This is a genomic window from Nostoc sp. FACHB-133, assembly GCF_014698055.1.
GTDB lineage: Bacteria > Cyanobacteriota > Cyanobacteriia > Cyanobacteriales > Nostocaceae > Nostoc.
This window is the reverse complement of sequence record NZ_JACJSH010000007.1, coordinates 203452-229881: the sequence shown is the minus strand read 5'-3', so window position 1 is coordinate 229881 and position 26430 is coordinate 203452. Positions and strand designations below refer to the sequence as shown.

Genomic DNA, 26430 nt, shown 5'->3' with positions numbered 1-26430 from the left:
GAAGTATTTATTTATTTACTAAATTAGTTACTAAATGGAGATTTCTTGGCTACCATCAATATTTCCTCAAATAAAGCTGAATAACGACGTGCTTGAAGTTCTAGGGTGAATTCTTGTTCTGCTTTCTTGCGAGCATAGAATGACAGTTTTTCTAACCTCTGCTCATTCTCAAGTATCCAGGCAATTCCTTTGGCGAAATCGTCAACTTCATAAGGGTTAGCTAAATAGCCATTTTGCTGATGATCGACAATATCTTTTAAGCCAGTAGAATTAAATGCAACAACTGGAGTACCACAAGCAAGTGATTCAGAAGCTGTCTGTCCAAAAGATTCTTGCAGAGATGGCACAAGCATCACATCAGCTGCCGAGTAAACAGTTGCTAAAGATAGATCATCATATAAATGCCCTAAATAGTATGTTTTAAAGCCTAAATCCGGTGGGTTTTCCGGTTGAGATGCCCCAAAAATAACCACTTCAAAGTTGTCCTTCCATCCAGCCTTACTCAATTCTTGTAGAGCTGGCTGCAACAAATGAAATCCTTTATTTCGATCGCTTGTTGCTTCTATAGCTCCAAAGAGAATCAGCTTCTTATCTTGAGGTAACTTCAGTGTTTCTCGTGCAAAATGTCGATTAATAGGTCGATATTTTTGAGTATCCAATCCGTGAGGAATCACCTCGATTCGCAAATTCTGGAACAAAGAACTGGAACGAGCACACTCTGCTAACCAAGAACTTGGGGAAACCAGAGTTAAATTAATATTTTTCCAAGCTTTTACTTTGCGCCGCCATACCCAACGGGATAAATCCCACTCATTAATACTGTTGAGTTGAGGGCAAGCTCCACAGGAGACTTTGTAGCGATCGCATTCTCCAATAACGTGACACCCTCCAGTAAACCCCCACATATCATGAAGAGTCCAAACTAGAGGACGCTTTAGCTTAGAGAACGTTTCTATTTGCATAAAAGCTCCGCTAATCCAATGCAAATTGATTATATCTGGATTAATCTGAGCAACTTTAGGAATAACTCTATCTGGCAACCATTGAATAAAAAATGGAGTATTTTTCTTTTGAGTATAAAGCTTTAATGGTAGGCTTTCAAATGTCAATTTGGCTTTGGCAATGCCTTGAAAGAGTCTAATTTTAGGGGCAATTACTGTTTTATCATTACTAGATTTTTCCTGAACTAGCATTTGTGACTGTAGTCCTATATCTTGCAAACCTGTGTGCAAACGATAGGCAGCCCTTGCAGCACCTCCACCAATATCGTGAGTACTAAGATGTAAAACTTTCATTTTTTTTAACTTCGTAATTACTAACTAAAATATTTTTATTATTTCGTTCATATTCAAGAGTCAAAGATAGCGACGTAGTTACATACATTAACCAATTCCAACTGGGAGTTAATAATCTTGCTTCTGAAAAATTTACTATTACAATGATAATTAGCATCTGCATTGGCCAATAATCTTCCGGCTTTTTAGCAACAGAAATAATTCGAGTTAATGCCATTACAAAGAACCGGAAAAAGCCTGCGGCAAAAGTCAAAAAACCTAAAAATCCTAATTCTAACAATAGTTCTAAAAAACCATTGTGAGCATTACTTGCCCAATCATAAGTAGCTCTTAGATTAGATGCAGAAGTACTAGTCCAAAATCCAGAAAATCCATAACCTAGCCAGGGTCTTTCCCAAATCTTGGACATCACTAGCTCCCAGAGATCAGAACGTCCATTAAAGGTAAGGTCTTTGCCAGAAGTACCAACTACGGTATCGGCATTATTGATAAGTAACATTAAACCGATAATGAGTAACATTAAAGTCGAAGTAATTAGAATAACTTGTAATTTATAATTAGTTTTTTGAAATGATTTATAGACAGGTAAAAGTAATATCATTGTTAATATAATCGTCAAAGATGTTGTAGAACGTGAAAGGATAATTAGACATATAGATATCCCACATATTCCCCACATCAACCAACTATATCGATGGCTACTAAGAGCAAGGTGCAAAAAAACTCCTGTACTCCAAGCCATCATATATCCTAATTCATTTTTATGACCATAAATTCCGCTCCACATACCTACTAATTCAGGTGATTGATGAATATAACCTGGTATGAATGCAGAAAATATCATAGATAATAATGCAGATACACCAAGCGCCCAAGCGATTAGTCTCATTTGTTCGCGGAGAGAATAACGCATTGCCAAATAGATTGCCAGAAAATATAGTCGGATTAAACCTCTCATATAAGTAAGACTAGAACTTAAGTCTCCTGACCACAAAAGAGAAAATATAACTATTGTTATCAAAAGAAACTGTAATGGACTTTTAGTAGTTACATAAAGAAAACCTTTCCAGTATAAAAGTAGGAAATAAAACAGAATTAAATATGAAACTATATTGAATATAGTATCTAGCTTATCGCCTCCAAGGGTAGATATAGAAATTTCTTGTGCAGGGTGTATGGTCAATGCCCCTACAGTAATGAGTAATAGTAAGACAGTTAGTATTTTTTCTGTTAGTTTTACCTTAATTTCTGACATTTCATCTGTCTATTAATTTACTAGATGGGTTACTATTTTTTGACTGTTGAGTAATTTAATTTTTTCTTCAATTCTTCTTTGAAAATATCTAATGCAGTTGCTTTATAGACTGTTTTCTGCGTAAAAATATCTGCCTCTATATTCCTCACAATAAACGGTGGATGCTTTAAGGGAAACTCTATTGCTTCCATTGACATATTAATGAAAGAAAATTCTTGCTTGGAATTGAAATGAGTTGCGTCTGCACCAACACCAACATTAGAAATTAAATTGACATTGGGAATAATGCTTAAGCTACCCTGCATCCAGCAAGCAAATGTCCATTGATAATCCCAAGTTATACCTGTAGGATTGTTATAAATAGACTGAAATATTCGTCGCCAATAATTTACTGCTTTTGTATCTATAAGAATGTCATGTAAAAGGTTTTCTGCTTGCACCTCTTTCCAGAGTTTCATAGTCAAATCATAATGTTGCCAAGCACGTCTCCAACTTGCCCAACCCCAGCAGTGGTTATAACGAGAAAAATAGTAACTGTAATTTGTGCGTTTTCGTCCAAATTGAACATTTTGGGCAGATATGGTGCCGATTCTAGTATCATATCTATATTTTTCCAGTAGTTCTTCACTAAATCTGAAAAAAGTCTGGTGAGGGATACAATCATCTTCTAAAATAATTGTTTCTTCAACATTATTAAATACCCAATCTAAACCACTAGATACTCGTTTCGCACAACCTAAGTTGATATCAGCATAATTCTTAATAACTTCACATTCCCAATCAACTCTCTCAATAATTGCCCTAGTTTCTTCACACTTTTCTGCCTCACCTTCCCGGTTACTGCGGGGGCCATCTGCAATGACAAAAAGCTTTTTTGGCTTTGCTTGGCGAATAGCTTCAAAAACTTTCTCTGTTTTTTGTGAACGATTGAAAATAATAAAAGTTACTGGTGTTTGCATATTTGATTAATTTGACTAATGTTAATTGATATACAAAGGTGAAAGATAAATAATAATCAAAATTTATAAAAAGGAAGTAGCGATTTCATCTGAATTTTAAATATTTTTTGTGTTCTTTTATCAAATGCATTGCATAGAAAAGCAGCAGAAGCTTGAGATATTATTGTTGCGATCGCAGCACCAAATCCTGCATATTTAGGGATAAACAATAAATTAAGAATAATATTCAATATTGCTCCAAATAAAGTTTTACCTAAAGAAACATGATTCAAACTTTCAGCAATAAACCACGGTGATGTTGCAAGACCCATAAATACAAACAAAGAAGTCCAAATATGAACTGCTAATATTGGACCTGCTTCTGCATACCCACTTCCAAACATCACCATGATTATTTTTTCAGATAGAAATGTCATTGGCAGAGCAATTGCAAAAGATATATATGTGAGGAGACGGAGTAATTGTCCTATTCGCTGATAATAAAGACTTTCTGATTTTTCCTTGGCTGCGTAAATTGAGGGAGCAACAGAAGAGACAATAGCCGCTGGAATAAAATACCAAATTTCAGAAACACGAACCGCAGCAGAATAAATTCCAACTTCCTTATCTCCAATCATTTGACCTAGCATTACCTGATCGATTCTCATAAAAATCATGATGGCGAACCCCGAAAAAATTAGAGGTAAACTCTCTTTTAAAAGAGTTTTAGCAGCAGTAAAGTTCCAACGCCATAACAACACTGAGGTGCCTCTGGCTTGGTAAACAATCAGCAAGCCAATTGCACTCATTGCAAATTCTGCTAATGTTACCCAGGCAAAAGCTAACAATGGTGCTTTTGTTGAAATTAGTGCTATTTTGATGAGAGTATTTAGCAGAAAAGCTATATTCTTAGCGATTACACTGTATTTTGACTGCACCTGTGATTGAAACCACAGTTCAATAGTATCAGCCGCCCTAAAAATCCCTACCATTCCTAAAATTGCAACTAGCCATATCTTCAGTGTTTCATGCTCACCTAAGAAGAACATACTGCCAACCGCCAATAAAACAGAGGCAATTCCACCGAGCAACTTTAGCCAAAAAGTGGTTCCTAAAATTTCTTCTTTGTTTGATGATTGACGGACAATATGGCGAACTACTACATCGTCTAGTCCAAGAGTAAAAATCGGACTAAATAAGCTAACAAAGGCTAAAACATAGTTAAATAGACCATACTGCTGTACCCCTAAATAGCGTGCTACCCATACTCCTACCACCAAGCTTGCACCCATACGGAGAATGCGGTCAGCAAACAACCAACCTGTATTAGCAATAATTGCACGTAACCCAGAACGAGATTTTAATTGTGATAAGCTTTTAAGTCTTAATTTACTTAGCATTACTTTGTTTAACCATGTGATACTCTCTATAACAATATGCAAATTTTTACTAGCTTGCTAAATTCACTAAATAGATTGAGTTAGATTAGTATTTTACATAATCATTAATTACCTACTATTTTTTAATTTCCCACCCATCAAAATTTTCAAAAAATAGTTAAATAACAAAATCATGCCCTTAATTTTCCAATAAAAATTAGGCTCAAACAAAAATACTATTTTCAAATATGAAATAAAATCTTGAAAGTTTGGGCATGGTATTGTTTTTAGCTCATCAAGAGAGGTGAAAGCCAATAATAATGGTAGGCTAAAATTATTTTTTTGAATGATGTAATTAAATAAAGAATTGCGTTTCCAAAATCTTTTATATTCATAGTTTTTGTCTATATCTAAAAAGCTCTTATTATGATACTGATTATTCTGATGTATTCTATACATCACTAAAGGATTAGACATATAAAACTTTTTAGCCCCTACCAAAGAGGCTCCCCATACCAGGCAGTCATCAGCCCTTACACGCCAATCTTCTGTCTTTGGAATAGGTAAAAATTTTCTAATTATTTCTCGACGGATTGATAATGTTGAAGTTATGGAGCCAATCCATTCACCATTGTATAAAGTTCGGATTACTGAATAACCCAAATCTAAATCAACTGCATCAGCTTGAAATGTCCCTTCTTCTGCCCCAAATTTTTTATATGCACAAAATAGGAAGTCACATTCACTACGTCTCTTATAAAAATTTAGGGCAGTTTCTAAATATTGAGGTTCATAAATATCATCGGCATCTAAAAAAAATATAATCTCTCCAGTCGCAGCTAAAAAACCTTCGTTAAAGGATGATAATTGTCCTTGATTTTTTTCTTTGAAGATACATTTAACATTGTCTATTTTAGTAAATCTAGTAAGGACTTCTGCAGAATTATCTGTTGATGCGTCATCAACAACAATAATCTCATCAAATTTAACCGTTTGATTTAAAGCACTATCAATTGCGTCTGAAACAAATTCAGCATAATTGTAGTTATTAATTAAACAAGATGTTTTGATTTTGTGTTTATCCATATAGAAATGCTTCCAAAATGCAAAAAAAATCAATTAAGATACTTGCAGTGACATTTATACGATTAATGCTCTTTGGTAAATTTGGTTAAACTGCTAGATACTAAATCTTCTTTAATTTGCCGTTTTTTGCTTTCAGGCAAATAATTATTAGACTCATTTTTAATATTCACACCATTAATGACTATCCCTAACACCTTCTGACCTGACTGATTTAAAAATTCTTTAGCTGCATTGGCACTGTTCAAATCAACTACTCCAGGGCGGACGACTAATAGGATACCGTCAGTGAGGGTGCTTAAAACAGCAGCATCTGCTATTCCTGAAAGAGGTGGTGTATCAAAAATAACTAAATCGTAATCTTTACTAAAGTTACTTATCAATGTTGCCATCCGTTGGGAATCTAGCAGTGCTACTGGATTGGGAGGCAAAACTCCAGAAGTAAGAACTTCTAGATTAGGCATCACTTCTTGAACAACTGCATCTAAAGGAACTTGACCAACAATGACATTACTTAGTCCAACTGTATTGTTTAGACCCCAAACATGATGCTGTATGGGGTTACGCATATCTGCATCCACTAGTAAAACTCGACGACCCGCTTGAGCCATTGTCACAGCTAAATTTGCAGATACATCAGACTTTCCTTCTTTACCAACAGAACTGGTGATTACAACGCTTTTGAGCGGTTTATCAGAACAGAGGAACTTCAAGTTTACTTGGAGTATTTGGTAGGCGTTACCAAGAGGGAAATAAGGAATATCTCTGCCAATAATTTTGGGAATAGGTCTATCAATTCCTGCTATGGAAGAATGAGTTTTAGGATTTTTGCTCTGTGTAGGAATTACTCCTAAAACAGTGTATCTCAAGACTTCTTTAGCCTCTTTAACTGTCTTCACTGAGCGGTCTATCAAGTCTAAACTAAAGGCGACAATGATACCCAAGAAAAGACCAACTGCTCCTCCACCAACAATAAACAGGATTTTGCGAGGCCCTTCTGCTTTATCGGGGACTAAAGCTAGAGAAATGACACGAGCATTAGGAATCTTTTGGTTCTGTGCAATATCAATTTCTTGGCGTTTCTTTAAGAGGGTTTCGTAAGTCGTTTGAGCTGCTTGCAGTTTCCGTTCTAGCTCTCGTTGAGTCTGTTCTAGTCTTGGCAAATTATTTGCTCGTTTGATGTAAGCATCTTGCTGTCGCAAGAGGGTGGCAATTTGTCTTTCTAGACCAACGCGTTCTGCTTGAGCGCGAGTAATATCTGCAATTAAGCTTTGGCGCAGTTGCCCAAGCTGTAAACTTCCCTCTGTTATCTGGGCTGTCCCAGCGACTTGTCCTGTCCGCTCTTTCAACAAGTTCTTAAGAGCTACGACTTTTTCTTCTAAGCTAGTAATTGTTGGGTGTTCAGGTGAAAAACGAGTCCGCTCTATTGCTAGTTGACTTTCCGTTTCTTGGAGTTGGATAAGCACTTTTTGAACCCCAGGTGCTTGACTCAAGTCAGATGCGATTACACCTTGCCGTGAATCTAACTGAGCTTCACTGCCTAACTGTTGTAAACGACCTTTGACATCATCTAGTTGAGCTTGAGCTTGAGAAATTTGATTTCCTAGCTTGGAAATTGTGTCGACTGCTGCGGTTGCTTCTTGTTGCAGGACAACAACTTTATTTTGTTCTTTAAATACCCGCAGTTTTGATTCAGCTCTCCTGACGACTTCTTCAGCTTTGGGTACTTCTGTTACAAGAACCCCTTTGGCTGTCTTTGCTTCATCCTGATTAGCCTGAATATTTAAATCGATATAACTTTTGATAACTTCATTGACGATTTTGGCAGCCAGTTCAGGATCGTTGTTTTTATAAGAAATTTGTACAACATCAGTACCTTTAATTCCTTCTATTTTTAGTTGGGTCGCTAAGTCGCGAATCGACAGCATTTTGCCTTTCTTATCTTTGAGGTTGAGGGTATTAATTGTTCTGTCAATAACTGGATTTGAGCCAATAACTCTCACCTGGGTTTCCAGGGGATTGTCGTTTATATTCAAAGCTTCCAAGCGTCCTATGTCGTCCGGTAAACCTGTGAGTGAGGAAGAGCGATTTGTTTTAATCATCAAACTTCCTTCTGCCTTGTATGAGGGTTTTAGTGAAAAGGCATACAAGCATCCAAAGGTAATAGCTATGCTAAAAATTCCGACTAGAGGTAGCCAACGCCGTTGAATAACTTCTAAGTATTTCTGAATATTTACTTCTTCAAACTGTGGTAAAGATTCCATCGTCATAATAAAAAAGTTTTAAAATAATGACTATTTGTATTTGTAGTAGATTTTTCTCGTTATTTTAGCGCACTATTACTATAGATTACTTCGTTTTGCTAATGTTCGCTGTATCATATTGATGATTTTGTTGATGTTCAATTGTTTTAAAACCAAAGTATTGTCGGATATACTGTCTTACGGAATATACTCTGACTAAACTACGCACAACCTGTTCGCTGCATATATATTAGATAGCTTAATAAGTAGCGATTTTAACTTACAGGTAGTTATAGTATCCTGAGAAAAACAACAGGATAATTCCTAATTTTCTTCGTAATTTATTTAGCTAGTGTTCTTTTTTTTTGTTAACTCACTTTTGTGTTGATACTGATCTAATTATTGATTAGTAATCTAACATTCAATATCATATTATGTAAGAACACTTAATTGAAGAACTTTACAAAAAATTTATATAATACGCCAGTATATTCCCTGCACATTCGCTAATTTTAAAAAGATGAGAATAATTAATACCTTAAGGGTAAGGAATATACAATTTTCCCAGACTACAAGCGATGTAAGGATTTCAGAGGTAGGCTTTTCGTAGTGAAAAGAGACAATTGGAAAGATTGTATGGATATTTACGTAAGCTTTTAAAAAGCTTTCAGCAACAATTAATTCTTACTCTGAATAACACTAAGTTTGGTAATTATCCAGGACTGGCAATACTCAGATTATGTGAGTTGAGTATTGAAGTTGTAATAACTCGTACTTATGTTCAATTTGCCCAGACTGGTGAAGCTTTTTTTATGTGGCTTGAGGTGTGAAAATTACAACACAGTTCCCATCCTTGGGTTTATATCCCAATATTTTAGGTTTAACTGTAAACTTGCAATTACCTTGGTTATATTCTGCTATGGATGCAAAATACGCCTTCTAAGATTTATCTAACAGTTTGGATTTTGTCTTATTAGTGTAACTGTATGGTAACACGCTATAGAGATAAACGGCTAGTGATACGGGTAACGAAATATTAATTAGTACAGTTACAACGAAAAATAGATAACAGGGTAGTGTCAAATTCAGATGTCTTAGAGGGAGGATGCTTAACTACCCCCTTCTGGATAAAAGTCTATGTACACTTAGACTCCACTATATTTTTAATGAAGTTTAGCCATACTCCATAGTACCTGTGTTAATCTGAAGTACTCAAACTAGACTGCTATTTTTGGGTGTTTGTGTCTAGCGAATTGTAATTATTAGACTGAACATTAAGAGATTGAATTATGAAATCCTCTTTTATCACCTTAGTGGTTGTAATTAGCACACTCTTCCTACCTCAGAGTGTCTATGCTAACCAAGAGAATATTCCCATTGTAACAGTTGATGCTGATGCTCCAGAGGAACCGTTTCACGATCGCAATCAGGCTGGAGTTTTATTGACGGAACCAGCGACGATTACCACTACATGGAGTAATTTTACGGGACAGACCAATAATCCCAAACAAACTGCTGAATCAGTTTCGCTAGTGCAGGAGCGAGGATGCCAAAAGATGAGTCCGCTTGAGTTCATCAATAATCCAGATGCTTTCTTTAAGGAATGTCAGAAGCCAACAAATACCCAAAGTTCTCAAACTACTGAACCAATTGAGTATTTTAAGGTTCCTAAACTCGATTCTGGTATTAGTGTGACAGTGACTAAATTTTGATATAGGAATTTTTTTAGCCAGACATAACTAATTTTTGGTAGTGTAATTTATCTAAATAATTTACGCTCAAACATGGATGATATATTTATGTTGGCTGCTTTAGCTCAAAGCAAAAAAGCTTTGCCGGAATGTTTGCCAAACCCACCAGTAGGTTGTGTAATCGTAGATGCCCAAGAGATAGTAGCTCAAGGGTACACGCAAGCACTAGGAAAACACCATGCTGAGGCTGACGGACTTAAACAGATTCAAGGCAAAGCTTTCAAGTTTTTGAAAATGTATGTAACCCTTGAACCTTGTTCTTTTCATGGACGCACACCTGCATGTGCTTTAGCGATCGCAGAAGATTGTCGTATACATGAAATATATGTATCTATAGTTGATCCAGATCCCCGCAATAATGGTCAAGGATTAGACATTCTCAGGAAGGCAGGTAAGACAGTCTATGTCGGGTTATGCGCCAATGAAGTCAATACTTTTATTAACCAATATCTACTAAGTGATGCTTGAAGAGTTCGGTTCAAATTGCAACCTAGTATTATTTTCCTGAAAATCTTTGCGACAAGTCAATCATTTGTCTTGATGCACGAATATGTAATTGTGTCAAAGAGGTGAGAAAGCTTCCAGATGTTTGCTTCTTAAGAGTCTTCGATGATTTCCGACTGATTGGATAAGTGGAGAATCTTGTTGTAAATATGTTATGCAAGAATCAACTATCCACCTCTAAACGTAAATCTTTTCGTTTCCATAAGATATTAGTAGCGATCGCAGGTGCTACTGTCTTGCCAAGTACTATCCTTGGTGCTAGTGTTACCACTGTTACTACTATTATTCCCAAAAATGTTTCCAAGAGCAATCAAGTTGATGATACCGCATTCAATGCAGATGTCTGCGTGCAGTATGACACAAGTACAATTGTCACAAATACCTGCGTCTTCGTCATCCTAAATCCCTAATTATAAGTATTGAACCGGACTCCTAAAGGAAGCTGTTTTTGAGCAGGAGAAGTACATTCGTTTATATTTCAAAATCGGCTGCTATGTACTTGGCTTGAGATGGTTTTATTATCTAATAAAAAATAGAACTAAAAAAAGAATATTTTATATTTAATTATTTTCACTTAATGGGAATTACATAGATGTATATCCAGACTATGAGAATTTTAAAACCTTTGTGATTTAATAATTCAAAATTATGTTGGTATTTACTGTTAGTGATTTATCTTGTGGCGATGAAATCGTTGCTCGTTCAAGGTTTCATTTTTTCGTTAACTCCGTTGGATAATTTAAGTAGACATAATTGTGTTTGAAAATATGCAATTTTTCAGAATAAAATATAGTGGGATTTTTTCAAAGGATATGGTGATAATACTTTAGGGTAATTGATTTGTGACTGGTGATAATGTTAGTATTATGGGGTGGGTTGATTTTGGGTTTATTATCTCCAACAATTGACTTGTAATGTATCATAGACCAGAATTCATCAGTATTGCCAATTGATTGATTAGCAGTGTGAAATGGTTGTGGGTCTGAATATATAGACTTGATACCACTAAATTGATGAGGTTACAGAGGAGCAAATAACCATGAGCAACTTAACATCTCCACCTACCGAAGTTCAAAAAACGAAGAAAAAAAGTTTAGCCGCAGATAAAAAACCTCGAGCTACAGATGATATTGTGCGTAGTTATCTGCAAGAGATCGGGCGTGTAGATTTGTTGACTCGCGAACAAGAGGTTATTTTTGCCCAACAAGTGCAGCTGATGATGAATTTACTAGCTGCTAAAGAAGAATTAGCTGTGAAATTAGACCACGAACCCACACTGCAAGAATGGGCAGATCGAGTGGAGTTAGGTACTGAGGTGCTAGAGCTACAGTTAAGTCAGGGCCACCAAGCCAAGCAGAAAATGATTCAGGCTAATCTCCGGTTAGTGGTAGCAGTGGCTAAGAAATACCAGCACCGCAATCTGGAATTTATGGATCTAATTCAAGAAGGTACTTTGGGTTTAGAGCGAGGGGTGGATAAATTTGATCCTGCTCTTGGCTATAAGTTTTCTACCTACGCTTACTGGTGGATTCGTCAAGGAATTACGCGAGCGATCGCTCAACAAGGACGGACAATTCGCTTACCGATCCATGTCTTTGAGAAACTGAACAAAATTAAACGGGTACAGCGAGAATTATCTCAACAGCTAGGTCGCGTTCCCACTACTGCTGAAATTGCTAATGCGTTATCTTTGACACCTAGCCAAGTTAGAGAGTGTTTATACTTGGCTCGTCAACCTTTCTCACTAGAGGCACGAGTTGGTGAACAACAAGATACAGAATTGCAGGATATCCTAGAAGATGACGGCCCTTCTCCTGAAGACTATGCTGTTGAAGAATCTCTCCACCAAGACTTACAAGACTTGTTGGCAAAGTTGTCTCCGCAACAGCGAGAAATATTAACCCTGCGATTTGGTCTGACTGATGGCTATGAACTTTCTTTAGCACAGATTGGCGATCGCATGGGTATTAGTCGAGAACGGGTACGTCAGATTGAGCAAAAAGCTCTCAGTCTTCTCCGACGACAAAAGGAACAAGTACGTAGTTATTTAGCTAGCTAAGGTTATTTCTCCAAAATTTAGAGCAATAAAATTTGGTCATTTTGGGGGAGAATAAACCTAAGTAATCTCTATCAAAAATTTGATATGGGCACATCAAAGACAGTGCAACAATTGCAAGCGCAATGGGTAAGTTCTGAAAACTTTCGGCGTTATGGACAAGTAATTTTTCCTAGTCTTGATGGCAAAGGTTACGATGTGGAAGATGCCCAGTTAAACCTGCAAAATGGGATTCCACGATTTTATATCATGCGGTTGGAGAAGAGAGGGCGAAAGTTTCACAAAATTACTCGCCATGTACAATGCACTCAATGTCTGGGTTCTTTGGAAGGGAAGGATTGGTTAATTGCTGTTTGTCCTCCTCATAATGATTTGAATGAACCAGTATTAGAAGAGATTGCTGCTTTTCGCATTCCGGGGAATTGTTTTATCAAGCTACATGAGGGTACTTGGCACGCTGGCCCCCATTTTGACCATGAAGCTGTGGATTTTTATAATTTGGAATTAGCTGATACAAATGTGGTGGATCATTTCACTCATGATTTTTTTAAGAGTCATCAGTTAGAGTTTGAGATTGTTTCATAAATGTGGTTCTCCTAAACTTGCGATCGCTTCTTGTTTCACTTTCCAAGTATTCGGCAATAAATCTAGAATCGTTGCAGTGCATCCTTTATTCGCCAACTTTATCCTCAAAGGAGTTGGTGATTTTGGCTTTCAAAGCCAATTACCGATCGCAATCATTGGTGCCCAATACGCAGGATTGTCATAGCTGGGATTCATCCCCTCAGATGATAATTTCTTAGCATGAATCATTCTAATTTGAGCTTGTTGCAATGCTTCTGCAATACTCATGCCAGCGTTGCGATAGTTGCTATAAAATGTTTTGACTAGTTCGGATGTTGATTGATCGCTGACACTCCACAAAGATGCGATCGCACTTTTAACCCCAACTTGCAATGCAACTCCAGCTAATCCTAATGTGGCCCGATCGTCGCCAACTGCGGTTTCACATGCAGTCAATGTGAGTAATTCGACGCTATCCGATTTGCTGGTGAGGTTTCGCAGTGAGTTTTCTAATTGGCTGATGGTAAGTTTTTGGTTTTTGCCTGTGACAATGAAGGTGTCTTCAGGAATGATCCCAAATTGGGCGTGGCTAGCTATGTGGACAATAGGATATGTGGTTTTATCAAGTGTTTTGTCAAAATTTTCAGGGGAAAAGTTTTCATCAATGAGGGCGGTATGATTAGGAAATATACTTTTAACTGCGCTAACTTCATTGGGAACAGCAAGAAGTTGATCAAAAGTCTTCCCGTCAATTGTGGCTTTTTCAGTTAAACCCAAAATTAATGCTTTTTGTGTACTACGATCGCGGGCTTTGGGTGTGGTAAGTCGTAAACTGGGGGTTGTGGCAATTGCATAAGTTTCGACTAAATATTTCTGTTGTTGGCTGTCGTAAAGTGCTGCCATTGGAACGCTACGCAAAAATCCATCCTGAATAAACACCAAGGTTTTGACTTTCTCCGGCTTGATATCCTCAGCAAAGGGGCGAATTATCCAATCATAAAGCTGTGCCGCAGTTGTTGTATCGTAGTTAAATTCTTCTTGTCCTTTAACTAATCCTGTGCGAAACTCGGCAATTTTTTGCTGTAGGATGTTGCTGCTAACTATTTTACCTTGTTGATTGGGGTCTTCAATCCACTTAAATTTAGTGGACTGATTGGGTAATTGCAATAACATCCCAGTTTTGCCTTCTAAAATTATGGAACTCAAAAACCCAGTATTCTTAAAGGCTACACTATTATCCTTGAGGAGTTCTCCCACCTGTTTGGGATTCAAGGCACTTAAAATACAATCATTACCAAAATAATTCTGTAATTCTGCTAGTTTCAAAGCATCGATGGTTTTAACTACTTCTGATAATTCCTTAGCACGTCGTTCATCGGCGTAGGCGTAGCCCGTCGTAGACATCGCACCAACTCCTAGCAAATCGAGCCGTGACTGTGCCAAGGTACGGTACAATGGTCGCACAACATCGCGGAAGTCAAACTGCACATCTCGTTCAGCGGTTAAAATATCGCTGCGGATATCTTCGAGAGTATCAAATGCTCGTTGATAGGATGCGATCGCTTCTTCTTTTCGATTTTGTCGATCTAAAATTCGTCCCGCTTGCCACTCCCACAAATACAAGCTATCTTTGGCACTCAACTTATTATCTGCTGCTACTATTGCAGTTTGAGTATATTTTAATGCTTCTGGTTCTTGCTTTGGTTGGCACTCCCAGAAATGACCCAAAGCGCCGTTAGAATAAGAAAGTAGACGATTATCTTGTAATTTTTGACTTGCTGCTACTGACTTTTGTAGCAAGCTTAATACATCTGCATTGGGTAAAATAAATTTATTTGGACAGTAAGTAAAAGGTGAAGTTCCTTTAGCATCTGATTGCAAGTATGCTAAATCAATTGCCCCATAGACTTTTGTCGCTGAATCGGGTAAGAGTTCAAGAACCTTCAAAGCATCGTTAACGGTTTGGTTAAACTCCTGATCGTTAATAACTTTGTTCTTATTGGTCTGGGAACCCAACTGAATTAAATTTAACAATCCTCGCATCTCTGCTAAAGTTTGTTTTTGGTCGCTGGCAAGTTTTGCACTTTTCTGAAAATATTGATGAGCTTGGTTATAGTCTTCTATAGACTGTTGAGTAAATTCATTTTCTTTACTATAAATACCAGCTTTATTTGCAGAATCTGCTTGTAACTCTCGCAATTGAGCGCGACTTTTGTAAGCATTACCCAAACTATTTAACACCAAAAAGTCATAAGCTGGATAAACTTGTTGTGCTACGTGCAAATATTTAATTGCTTGGTCATAATTGCCGATTAAGCGATATGCTTCACCGAGAAGGCCCAATGCTGCAACTTGACCGATTTTGTCGTTGTATTTGGTGGCGATTTGTGTAGCACTATCTAGAGTGCATTCTATTTTTTGACTTTTATCGGCTAGTTGACCACATAAAAGTGCGATCGCTTTGCGGGGTTGTCCCAAATTGCTGTAAACTTGGGCTAGTTCTGACTTCATGCGTCCCACTTGCTGGATATTTGCTACAGCACCATAGTCACGAATTGCTGCTGATAAGGATGCGATCGCTGCTTTATTTTCTCCTATTTGTTGGTAAGCACGCGCCAAATTTTCATTTATAACTGCCGTAGCTGCTGGATTATTTTTATACTGATTTAATGCATCTTCCCAGTGTTTTACCGCATTGTGAAAATTTCCGGTATCATAGTCTTTAATTCCCTCTTCAACTAATACAGTCACATTTGGAGTTTGTGCAGATACGACTTGTCCAAACAAAAGATATGTTAGTAAAGTTGTCAAAAATAATACTTGAATAAATCTATGATGCCGATTTAGTTTTTGGTGCCGCTGAGTAGAGAAATAAATTAGCCTCTTGCAGAGGTTTCCAACCTTCAGCAACATCTGCATCCACCAACGCGCAGAGAATAATATTTTAAGATATTTACTTTTAGCTTTCATATTTTTCCACATAGATAAAATGTTTATTTAGCTTTTATTGTTTAAATTACCAGAAATTAGTAGAAAAAACTGAATTTTTTAAAAGTGTGCAGTTTTCTGCAATTTATCTAAAACAGCAAGAAGATTTAGACTGTGTTATTCACGGTCAGTTAAGGCTAAAAATAAACCTATAGTACGAATAAACCCAATATTATCAAGGCTTTTACAGATTTTACTATTGCTCAAGCTAATCTACTATTCTTAGTAAATTATTATTCAAACTTAATTTAATTCATCTGTAAGCTATTTTTTGGAGTGTAGAATAATTCACCCAAAAAGCCAATCAATTTTATGTTCTTTAATAACCTTTACCAGTGAGGATTTGCCATTATTAATGCCTCTGCTGATGAACTATTTAATGGAACTGAGAAAAAATGTCCCTGACCATATTCACATTTCAACTTTCTTAAAAATGCTAGTTGCTCTTTTGTCTCTACTCCTTCGGCTAGAACATCCACGCCCAACTTATGCGCTAATGTGACAATTATTTCAATAATTTCTAAATTCTTTTTATTTGCGCTCATCAAGCTGATGAAAGAACGGTCAATCTTCAACACACTAATTGGAAAGTTATAAAGACGACTTAATGAGAAATACCCTGTACCAAAGTCATCAATTGATAACTGAATACCCATCTCTCGAAGTTGCAAAAATGTAGCAGTTACCTTGTCGTCATTCGCCACAATTACGTTTTCAGTAATTTCTAGTGTTAGCGTGTCAGCATCAAGACCAGTTGAGTGTAAAATTTGCCCAATCTGCTCAATCAAATCTGGCTGGGAAAATTCTTTGAGTGAGAGATTGACACTTATTTTTTCTAGCAAGTTGGAATCATGGCACATCCGCCAAGCTTGCATTTGGCGGCAGGCTTCATGCAACACCCATTTGCCAATGTAGAAAATTAGTCCAGTTTCTTCTGCCAGGGAAATAAAATCTGCTGGATTAAGCAAACCACGCTCTGGATGCTGCCAGCGCAACAGAGCCTCAAAACCCAAAATAGAGCCATTGGTGAGCGAAACAATCGGTTGATAATAAACTCGAAACTCTAAGCGTTCTATTGCTCGGCGTAAATCAGTTTCTAACTGCAATTTCGCCAGAGCATTAGCATACATATCTGAGTTGAAGAGTTTATAACGCGCTCTACCTTGCATCTTAGCTTGGTACATTGCTGTATCTGCATCTCTCAATACTTCTTCTGGATGTTCATAGCTTACTGTTGAACTCAAGGCAATACCAATACTTGCTGTTATGAACACTTCTTGTCCTTCAAGCTCAAAGGGTGATGCCAATTCTTGTTGAATCCGTTCAGCTACCGTGATGACATCTGAAACATCTTGGATTCCCTCAAGCAGAATTGTAAATTCGTCTCCCCCAAGCCGTGCAGCTGTATCTATAGAGCGTACACATATTTGTAGCCTACTTGCAGTAGCAAGCAGTAATTGATCTCCATTTAGATGTCCAAGGCTGTCATTGATCACCTTAAATCGATCTAGGTCGATAAATAGCACAGCAAATAAATAATCTGAATGCCGTTTTGAATAATTTATCGCATGGCTTAGGCGGTTCATAAATGCAGCGCGGTTTGCCAGACCCGTCAGTGTATCGTGAAACGCAAGGTGGAGTAATTGTGACTCAGCTCGTTTCCGCTCTTTAATTTCATTTAGCAATTTTTCATTTGCTTTTACCAGTTCTGCTGTCCGTTCTACCACCCGTATTTCTAACTCATCGTAAGCTCGGTGCAACATCTCTTCAGTTTTTTTGCGTTCACTGATGTTGCACAGCAGCCAACGCCAGCCAACCTGCTTCCCTTGTAATTTGTACACCGCAGATACTTTAATCATGGCGGGGAAAGGCTTTCCACCCCGTGGTTTTAGGTTAAGTTCCCAATCCAGTCGCTCTTGAAAATTGTTCATCTGAGAGCGAAAGGACTGACGGTCTTGTTGAGCAATAAATAGAATTAATGGTTTACCTACTAAATACTTTTTCTGGACACTCAATAAGGTTGCTGCTGCATGGTTAGCCTCTTCAATTGTGCCTACCATATTAGTTACCAAGTAACCATCTGGGGCGAACTCAAACAAATCTTGGTAAAGCTGACGTTCTTTCTCTACTTCCGTTCGTGTTACCTTTAATTCTTCTGAAGCTGTCAATAAGTCTTCTATTGCGGTGTTAAGTTCCTCGAAAGCCTCTGTTATAATCTGCTGTTTTAAGTTTAGCTTAGTTGTATTGTATTGCAATAGTTCCTGTATCTGTGAGTGCAATTTCTCTATCTGTTGGCTAAATACATCCACGTTCATATTGCTCATTAGAGGATGTTTTAAAAAGGTCTTTTACTGCCACAGTTATCACAGAAAGGTGTCTCAGTTGTGGATAAAATCTTGATTTTTCTTCGCAGCCAAGCCAAATCAGAACGACAAAGTTATATTTTTTGAAACTTTTTAAACATGCTTTTAAATACAATTTATTAAAGGTAAAAGTCTATCTACAATAGCATATTTGCTTTCCGTATTTTTTAATATACTTCTTAAGATAGATTCGGTAGTTCGATAACTTAATAAATTTCTAGGGTTCAACCAATACTATTGGGCTGAGAGAAGCATTTGTTTATCAGTGAAACATCCCATCAACAACGCCTTGATTTTGCAATATTTATTTTCCTGCCCTGCAATCAATTGCGGGTTGGTAGCTCAAGTGGGTTGAAATACACAGAAATGAAATAAATTAAGATGGATTGGATCTGATGGTTTAGACTCACTCTAAATTCGCCAGTAATCTCATACTATATTGATTTTTGCGAAGTTAGGTACAAATCAATGAGCCTTCTTTCTGATTTTACTCTTCCCGGAGTGACAAAAGAAAGTTAGACCACCCTGTGCGAACAAAAATCAAAGCGAATTTCTATAGAGATGGTGATATGGAAAAAATTGCAGTTATCCTGGCAAACTCCTTAGTATTTTTATAGCCGATCAATTATCTTGGCATTTTCAGGTAATTTGGACTCTCGTTGCCCAGCAGTACGCGCCCTCGCTGTGAACAAACCAATGGGAGTATTTAATAAATCTACAAGTGTGGCTTGACCCGCAATGCCTGCGGCGGGCTGCGCCAACGCCTTTTTAATATCCCGTGGTACTTCCTTCAATAACCAACGTGCCAAACGATAGCCACATTCTTTAAGTGTAATTTCTCGCATCAAATCTACGCCGTGTAGTTCGTGCAGATAGCGATTTGAGCGTCCATAGCGCCGCCATTGACTTTGCAGTTCTTTAAGTGTGGCGCGGTGGCGGTGCTGAACGATCGCATTTGGGGCAAATTCCAAACGTCCGATGTTTTCCCCCAAAATCCGCCAGCAAATATCGGCATCGCCACCAGTGGTAAGATAGGGACGAAATAAACCCGCTTTTTCTAAGGCAATGCGTCGTATCGCCAAATTAGCGGTTTGTCCATAAGGACGAAAGGCATGGTTAAGGGTATGCTTTTGCGACAAAGTTTCTTCACGGTCTGCGTGTTGTTCTAGTAGAGTTTTACCTGGTAGCGGCAAAATTTCACCAGCGACAATTACCACTTCTTTGTTGACAAAAGGCTGAATTAATGCGTCTAACCATTGAGGTTGTGGGCGACAATCTGCATCGGTAAAAACTATAATTTCGCTCACAGCAGCGCGAATCCCAGTATTACGAGCAGCATAAGAGCTTTGAATTTGGTTTTCGCTCAAGGGGCGAATTGTAATTGGGCAGTTTTCGGCAGATGTTTTGAGGATGTTGAGAGTGCGATCGCTACTGTTATTGTCTACCAATAAGTACTCTACTCGGTCTTTTGGGTAAGTTTGAGACAAGAGACAATTGATTAACTCTGGTAAATCCGCCTCACCGTTATAAATAGGAACAACCACCGACACCATTGGTAAAGGGGTGGTGGCGGTGGTTGCATCAACTGGCTGATGATTCATAAATCTGAGATTTGAGAGATGGGATTACTAACTAGTATTCCCAAACCAAAATCCTAGAACGGTATGTTAAGCAGTTTTCGTAACTCCAAAAATCTGGATTTGGGAATACTACTATATAAACACCTGCGAAGAAATCATTTGCATCAATCTAAAATTTCAGGTTATCGGCGCGGCTCATGGGTCGAGTAGGCTGATTTGCTGGCGGCTGGGCGAAGTTGTTATTTGATAAAATGGCGATCGCTCTGGCATATTGCGGATCGCTCTTAGTTCCGATTAAATCTGGATTAGAAGCTAACTGCCGCTCTTGTGCCTCTGTCAAGTCTAGCTTGACATCTGGGGCAATCCCTTTATGGTTAATATCTGTTCCCGCCGGAGTGTAGTAATGGGCAATGGTGACAGCCAAGCCGGAACCATCTGCAAGTTCATGAACTGACTGCACTAGGGCCTTACCAAAGGTTTGACCACCTACGACTACTGCCCGCTTATTATCCTTGAGTGCCCCTGTGAGAATTTCACTAGCACTAGCTGAATTACCATCCACTAATACTGCCAAGGGACGATTTGTTAAAGCAGTGCGATTAGCTTTAGTTTCTTCAGTGCCGCCCACACGGTCTACTGTTTTGACAATTCCGCCGTCATTGTACCACATCCGAGCAATTTCAATGCTCGCTTGTAACAACCCGCCAGGATTTCCCCGCAAATCTAAGACATAAGAATCAACTTTCTTAGTGTTCAAATCGCGGATGGCTCGTTGCATTTGCTCTGCGGCGTGGGCGCTAAATTCCCGCAACCGGATATAACCAACGCGGCGATTTCCTTCTTGTCTGAGGGTATAACGTACTGTTGGTACTTCAATACTTGCTCTTGTCAGTTTCAACTCAAAGGCATTTTGCCCTGCTCGTCCCAGCCGTAGTTTGATGGGAGTACCTGCTTTGCCACGAATTAACTTGGAAGCGTCATCCACTTTCATTTTGAGAGTGGATTTGCCGTCAATTGCCAAAATTTCATCGCCTCCTTTGATCCCAGCTTTCAGTGCTGGAGAATTTTCTATGGCTTCGACGACAGTGAGGCGCTGAGTTTTTTCGTTTACTTCCATCCGAACGCCAATACCAGAGACTTCCCCAGATGTTTGGCTAGTTAGGGCTTCAAACTGTTTGGGGTCCATGAATCGAGTGTAAGGATCTCCCAACTTTTGTAAAGCTTCGCGGATGGCAGCATAAGCTTCTTCCCGGGAAGAATAGTCTTTGCTCAACAGGGTTTGTCTAGTTGCTTGCCAGTCTTGTTGATTAAATTTACCATCAACATATTCATGATTTACCAGTTGCCAAACTTGGTCAACTATCATTTTCGGGCTGTCTTGTAGAGCTAAGGCGGCACGGACACCACGAGTCCAAGCGGAGCCGAATACAGACATCGTAGCAGTCGTAGCGATCGCTCCACCAATCAAGGCTACTTGGAGCGGTGAGTAACTTTTCGCAGATTGGTTCATGTATATTAACTGGAATAATTGTGTTGTTGACAGTTTAGCAATCAGGCTTTCCAGAAATTTTTAAGTTTTTATACCCCAAACTAAGCTATGCTTTCTTCATCATTTTTATCGTTGTAATGATGCCGAAAATACTGCATTATTAACAACCCTTTCTCAGTTTGTTAGCCGTCTCCGGAAGGCTATACTGATGATGTGACACTTTGATTAGCGTCATGTTTGTACTGATTCATTACTTTTATAAGATAGCACTTTGATCGCTTAATTGCAGCCTTGTTAGACAGCTATTAAATCAGGTTTTCTTACCGAAGTCATGAAACGTAAATTTACCATCAAATCGTTAATTTCTATTAAAAAAAATTTTTTTAATCTGTGGCAATTGTTACAAAAACTAACTGGTGTATTGTACTTTGTCTTAGGCACTTGGCTGATTTTTACTACTATAACCTTAGTTTTTGCTTCTTCACAGCCAGTAGATGCCTTCTTAGTGCTTGGTGGCAGTATTCGTCGAGAAACTTATGTGGCCCAACTAGCAAAACAATACCCGCAAACCCCAATTTTAATTTCTCATGGTTCCCCAGACCCCTGTATATGGTTAATTTTTCAGCCGCAATTAGTAGAGTTACAAAATGTTTGGTTAGAAAAGTGTGCGAATTCTACCTTTGAAAATTTTTATTATGGTATTCCAATTCTCCGGCGTTGGGGAGTGCATAAAGTCATGTTGATTACTTCGCCAAGTCACTTACCCAGAGCTAAATGGATGGCACAGATTCTCTTGGGCGCTCATGGTATTTGGGTAGAGCCTGAAATTGTTGAGGAGTCGGGTATTCCTGGCAATAGTGAATCTTGGGGCAAAACTGGATTAGATTTAACGCGTAGCCTATTGTGGGCAATTTTAAGTCAAATTATTCAACCGCAATGCTCAAATGTGACAAAGCTTGCCGAAGTAGATATGCAGGCTTGGGAGCATAAAGGTTTTCATTGTGAACACCAGGGGGGGTTGGGGAGATGAGGGGAAGGGGGAAGGGGGAAGGGGGAAAGAATTAGAGACAAATTATTTGTATCAGAACATTTCGTGGAATGGTATTAAGCTGCTACGCAGCTTAATAACCCTCTATTCTAGTTTCTAGAACCTATTTTCAAGCTAGTTTTGATATTATTTACTAGTTGTAGAGAATAAAGGTTTGCATATACTCCCCTTTGCTCCATCAATTGTGTATGTGTACCTTGTTCGATGATTTGTCCTTGCTCGATGACTAATACCTTGTCTGCGTTAGTGACTGTAGCCAGACGATGAGCGATGATAAAGCTAGTGCGACCTTGAAGTAAATTAGCGATCGCTTGTTGAACTAAGTTCTCTGTTTGGCTATCAATGTTACTAGTTGCTTCGTCCAAAATCAAGATGCGCGGGTTTACCAAAACTGCGCGGGCGATGCTGATTAACTGTTGTTGTCCTTTGCTGAGATTTATCCCCCGTTCTCCTAATTGCGTTTCATAGCCTTGGGGTAAGGTCAAGATAAAGTCATGAATATTTGCAATCTTTGCAGCCGCTTCAATTTCTGCCGTTGTTGCTTGGGGATTGCCAAAGGCAATATTTTCGGCAACGCTACAGCTAAAAATCATGGTATCTTGCGAGACAACACCAATTTGACGACGTAGGCTTGCTTGTGTAACTTTTCGGATATCTATATCGTCAATTTTTATAGCACCGCTTGACACATAATAGAAGCGTGAGAGTAGGCTAATTATAGTAGTTTTCCCTGCACCAGTAGCTCCGACTAATGCGATCGCTTGTCCTGGTTCAGCGTCAAAAGTTACATTTTCTAAAACTTTTTGACCAGGTTTATACTCAAAATTGACAGATTCAAATTGAACTTTACCCTGAATTGGTGGCATTGTGATGGCATTCCGCCCGCCGGAGGCGATCGCATCTGTGGTATCTTCAAGTTCGACTGGCTCATCCAAAAGTAGAAAAATTCTTTCTAATCCGGCTAATCCAGATTGTGCTTGAGTATAGAAGTTAGTGATAAGTTGGATGGGTTGAAAAAATTGCTGGACGTAAAACAAAAATGCGGTAACAGCTCCCACAGTCATGATATTTTTATAAACGAGAAAGCCACCATAAGCTAATACAATCCCCCAAGTAAGTGTATTAAATAAGTCTATTGTTGGTAGGAAAGCAGCAGTAATTGCTGTTGCTTGGATATTAGCATTTCGGTTATCTGCGTTAAGTTTTTTAAACTCTTGAATGTTGATTTCTGCCCGGTTAAATGCTTGAACTTCTTGAATATTGCTAATATTTTCTTCTAGTTTAATTGAAAGTTGAGAAATTGTTTGTCTAGTAATGCGAAACCTTGCCCTCGCTAATCTGGCAAAAAACGTCGTTGTTAATAACATAATTGGCACAATCAGGTTAGTAATTAAACCCAATTGCAAGTTTATGGAAAGCATAAATATTGCACTTGCTAATAAGCCAAAAAAGCTTCCAATAACTTGCGGTAGCATAGGGCTGAATACTTGATTTAAAGTATTAACATCACTCAGCAGGCGACTCATTAAATCACCCACTTTACTTTTATCATAAAAGCTAAGGGGTAATGTTTGTAATTTGTTCATGATATCTTGGCGCAATTGTGCAAGTAAATGCTGCATAATTACACCAACTTTAACAATCAAAGTCCGATTAGATAAAAACCCCGTAAGGTATACTATTGTTAATACAACTAGCATCCATAACAGTCCTAACCAATTGCCTTTAAGTATCAAGTTATCTACCGACCAACCAGTAAGCAAAGGTGCTATTGTTTGGGTAATAGAGCTAATAATAATTATTCCCAGGATGATGGGAATTTCTTTGATATATGGACGAAAATATTGACTGAAGCGGCGGATAACAGGTACTGGTGCATTTACTTGTGATACCGATTCAAAAATATTAATTTTTCTGTTCATGGATGGCAATTTTATCTTAGAGAGTCTAGCAAGGTCGATTTGAGATATAAATAATTTTCTAGAGAGCCAAAAATTAGCATTTCTATAAATAACTAGTTTTTTAAGATGGCATTTTCAATTAGCTCTGTACCGGAAGATGTTTTAACTAATTTACCTCGATCAATTATGAAAATTTGGTCAGCATTATTTACCATATTATTAATCCGTTGAGTGAGAAAAATTATAGTAAATTGACGCTGTTCCATCAGAACTTTGAAGGCTTCTTGAATTAATGCTCCTGTCTTGGCATCAACAGCAGAAAGACTATCATCTACAATCAGAATTTTATAATCATTTAGCAATATCCGAGCAATAGTAATTCTTTGCTTCTGCCCTCCCGATAAACCAATTCCTCGTTCGCCGATAACAGTATCGTAACCATCAGGGAGGCTAATAATAAAATCGTGAATTTGAGCAAACTTAGCTGCTTCAATTACCTTTGAAAGAGGTGCATCTGGTATTCCATAAGCGATATTTTCACGGATGGTTCCAGAAAATAAACTTGCTTCTTGAGAAATCAAACCAATGTGAGAACGTAAACTGACTAAATTTAAAGAGCGGACATCATAACCATCAACCTTTACTATTCCACTTGTTGCATCATAAAAACGTGGAATCAATTTAGCAAGTGTACTTTTACCTGCTCCCGTCGTACCTAAAATTGCCACTGTTTGTCCTGGTTGGATTTCAAATGAAATACTATTTAAGGTATTCTCATTTACTTCTGGGTAACGAAAATCAACATTTTCAAAAGAAATTTTTCCTTCGCATTTTTGCAAAAAGACTGCATTGGGAGATTCCTTAATGGCAATTTCTGCATCTATCACCTGATAAACTCTAGTGGCTGATGCTGATGCTTGAGCAACAGATTGAAATGCAAAAGTCGTTTGAAAAATTGGTTGGATGATAAATACCAAATAGGAGTTAAAAGCAACCAGCTCCCCAATAGAAAAGCTGTGGCTAATTACCTCTAAACCCCCGTATCCAAAAATAGCAACTGCAAGTAAATTGCTCGCTAAAAAAATTATTGGAAATGTATCTCGCAGTGCATAAATTGTTTTGATACTTGTTGAGCGAAAATCTTCATTAGCAACGGCATAGCGTTTTATTTCTGTTTCTTGACGCACAAAAGCTTTGACTGCACGCACACCGAGTAAATTTTCTTTTAAAATTGAGTTTAAATAATCTAGCTGCCTCTGTGCTTGAGTAAACAAGGAAGTATTTTTTTGAAAAAATCCGCCTAATAACATGAAGGAAGTCGGGATAATTGCTAATGCTATAAGTGCCAACTTCCAATTCATGAGTAGCAAAATTGTCGCACTACTGAATAATACGATCGCAGCACCGAAAATTTGCAGCAAGGTTGCACCAATAAAAACACGAATTTGTTCGATGTCATTATTAATACGTGTGAGTAGTTGTGATCTGGGCGTGCGATCGTAGTAGCTTAAATCTAAATGCTGGGTTTGACTAAAAAATTTATTCCTGATGTCATAAGCGATACTTTGAGATACTATCTCTGAAAAAAAACTTTGTCCAAAATTAAACAATCCCCGAATCAAAGCCACCAAAACCATCAATCCCCCACAAGTCAAAATCACTTGTAAGTTATTTTTGGCAATACCAGCATCAATTCCCCAGCGAATAATTTGAGGTGCAGCGATATTAGCAACTATCGTCATTAATAAACTAGCGATCGCAGCTAATACCATTACTGGGTATTTTAGCAACATTTTCAAAATTCGCTTTAGTGCCTCAATAGGCACATCTGGTTTTTGCTTCATATATAATTTTACGTATTTAATGTAGTGAGTGAGCTAATCTGTTGCTGGTAATTGCTAATCGTGCGATCGCATCTCGTCGTGCTTTTGTAGGCAGCATAATATCTACAATCGGGGCAGATTGAGCAATTAAACGGCTAATTATACCAATT

The 26430-nt window shown here is 38.0% G+C and carries 19 protein-coding genes; 7 read left to right on the top strand and 12 right to left on the bottom strand.

Translation table 11 applies throughout. The features are described 5' to 3' along the window. Positions 1 to 23: 23 nt before the first annotated feature. The 6 genes from H6G86_RS08685 to H6G86_RS08660 form a co-directional block, all read right to left on the bottom strand. Positions 24 to 1295 (bottom strand): glycosyltransferase family 4 protein, encoded by a 1272-nt coding sequence (locus H6G86_RS08685; RefSeq protein ID WP_190933970.1) that lies wholly within the window; start codon positions 1293 to 1295, stop codon positions 24 to 26. Continuing rightward, complete coding sequence (locus tag H6G86_RS08680; RefSeq protein WP_190933969.1) at positions 1276 to 2550, bottom strand: O-antigen ligase family protein; 1275 nt, start codon at positions 2548 to 2550, stop codon at positions 1276 to 1278. The genes H6G86_RS08685 and H6G86_RS08680 overlap by 20 nt, the downstream gene beginning before the upstream one ends. 32 nt (positions 2551 to 2582) lie before the next feature. Continuing rightward, positions 2583 to 3509 (bottom strand): glycosyltransferase family 2 protein, encoded by a 927-nt coding sequence (locus tag H6G86_RS08675; RefSeq protein ID WP_190933968.1) that lies wholly within the window; start codon positions 3507 to 3509, stop codon positions 2583 to 2585. A gap of 56 nt (positions 3510 to 3565) precedes the next feature. After that, positions 3566 to 4888, bottom strand: coding sequence for a flippase (locus tag H6G86_RS08670; RefSeq protein WP_190933967.1), 1323 nt, complete (start codon positions 4886 to 4888; stop codon positions 3566 to 3568). Positions 4889 to 4996: 108 nt separating this feature from the next. Then, a complete protein-coding gene (locus H6G86_RS08665) occupies positions 4997 to 5953 on the bottom strand; it encodes a glycosyltransferase family 2 protein (protein ID WP_190933966.1) in 957 nt (318 codons plus the stop codon). 62 nt (positions 5954 to 6015) lie between these two features. After that, positions 6016 to 8220 (bottom strand): GumC family protein, encoded by a 2205-nt coding sequence (locus H6G86_RS08660; RefSeq protein ID WP_190933965.1) that lies wholly within the window; start codon positions 8218 to 8220, stop codon positions 6016 to 6018. 596 nt (positions 8221 to 8816) lie between these two features. Between H6G86_RS08660 and H6G86_RS38380 the strand changes: the two genes are divergently transcribed. The 6 genes from H6G86_RS38380 to H6G86_RS08635 all read left to right on the top strand — a co-directional run bounded on the left by H6G86_RS38380 (position 8817) and on the right by H6G86_RS08635 (position 13089). Beyond that, a complete protein-coding gene (locus H6G86_RS38380; protein WP_206758430.1) occupies positions 8817 to 9023 on the top strand; it encodes a hypothetical protein in 207 nt (68 codons plus the stop codon). Positions 9024 to 9482: 459 nt separating this feature from the next. Further along, positions 9483 to 9905 (top strand): hypothetical protein, encoded by a 423-nt coding sequence (locus H6G86_RS08655; RefSeq protein ID WP_163930847.1) that lies wholly within the window; start codon positions 9483 to 9485, stop codon positions 9903 to 9905. A 72-nt stretch (positions 9906 to 9977) separates the two neighbouring features. After that, entirely contained in the window at positions 9978 to 10412 is a 435-nt protein-coding gene (locus H6G86_RS08650) for a bifunctional diaminohydroxyphosphoribosylaminopyrimidine deaminase/5-amino-6-(5-phosphoribosylamino)uracil reductase RibD (RefSeq protein ID WP_190933964.1), read from the top strand. Positions 10413 to 10597: 185 nt separating this feature from the next. Next, positions 10598 to 10858, top strand: a complete 261-nt coding sequence (locus H6G86_RS08645) for a DUF3172 domain-containing protein (RefSeq protein ID WP_190933963.1) — start codon at positions 10598 to 10600, stop codon at positions 10856 to 10858. 629 nt (positions 10859 to 11487) lie between these two features. Then, a complete protein-coding gene (locus H6G86_RS08640) occupies positions 11488 to 12507 on the top strand; it encodes an RNA polymerase sigma factor, RpoD/SigA family (protein ID WP_199338202.1) in 1020 nt (339 codons plus the stop codon). Positions 12508 to 12591: 84 nt separating this feature from the next. Continuing rightward, on the top strand, positions 12592 to 13089 hold the full coding sequence (locus H6G86_RS08635; protein ID WP_190933962.1) for an ureidoglycolate lyase: 498 nt from the start codon (positions 12592 to 12594) through the stop codon (positions 13087 to 13089). A 129-nt stretch (positions 13090 to 13218) separates the two neighbouring features. On the opposite strand, the gene H6G86_RS08630 is transcribed toward H6G86_RS08635, so the two are convergent. From H6G86_RS08630 to ctpB, 4 genes are all read right to left on the bottom strand, one after another. Next, on the bottom strand, positions 13219 to 15879 hold the full coding sequence (locus H6G86_RS08630) for a CHAT domain-containing tetratricopeptide repeat protein (RefSeq protein WP_242064741.1): 2661 nt from the start codon (positions 15877 to 15879) through the stop codon (positions 13219 to 13221). A 506-nt stretch (positions 15880 to 16385) separates the two neighbouring features. Next, on the bottom strand, positions 16386 to 18380 hold the full coding sequence (locus H6G86_RS08625; RefSeq protein WP_242064740.1) for a putative bifunctional diguanylate cyclase/phosphodiesterase: 1995 nt from the start codon (positions 18378 to 18380) through the stop codon (positions 16386 to 16388). A gap of 650 nt (positions 18381 to 19030) precedes the next feature. Next, positions 19031 to 20020, bottom strand: a complete 990-nt coding sequence (locus H6G86_RS08620) for a glycosyltransferase family 2 protein (protein ID WP_190933960.1) — start codon at positions 20018 to 20020, stop codon at positions 19031 to 19033. 148 nt (positions 20021 to 20168) lie between these two features. Further along, a complete protein-coding gene (gene ctpB / locus H6G86_RS08615; protein ID WP_190933959.1) occupies positions 20169 to 21509 on the bottom strand; it encodes a carboxyl-terminal processing protease CtpB in 1341 nt (446 codons plus the stop codon). Positions 21510 to 21819: 310 nt separating this feature from the next. On the opposite strand from ctpB, the gene H6G86_RS08610 reads away from it, so the two are divergent. Then, the gene (locus tag H6G86_RS08610; RefSeq protein ID WP_190933958.1) at positions 21820 to 22518 is read left to right on the top strand and encodes a YdcF family protein; all 699 of its coding nucleotides are present in this window, start codon (positions 21820 to 21822) and stop codon (positions 22516 to 22518) included. Positions 22519 to 22625: 107 nt separating this feature from the next. Here the strand turns inward: H6G86_RS08610 and H6G86_RS08605 are convergent, their stop codons facing one another. Next, positions 22626 to 24458, bottom strand: a complete 1833-nt coding sequence (locus H6G86_RS08605) for an ABC transporter ATP-binding protein (protein ID WP_190933957.1) — start codon at positions 24456 to 24458, stop codon at positions 22626 to 22628. Between the two features lie 92 nt (positions 24459 to 24550). Further along, on the bottom strand, positions 24551 to 26281 hold the full coding sequence (locus tag H6G86_RS08600) for an ABC transporter ATP-binding protein (protein ID WP_190933956.1): 1731 nt from the start codon (positions 26279 to 26281) through the stop codon (positions 24551 to 24553). Between the last annotated feature and the right edge of the window lie 149 nt (positions 26282 to 26430).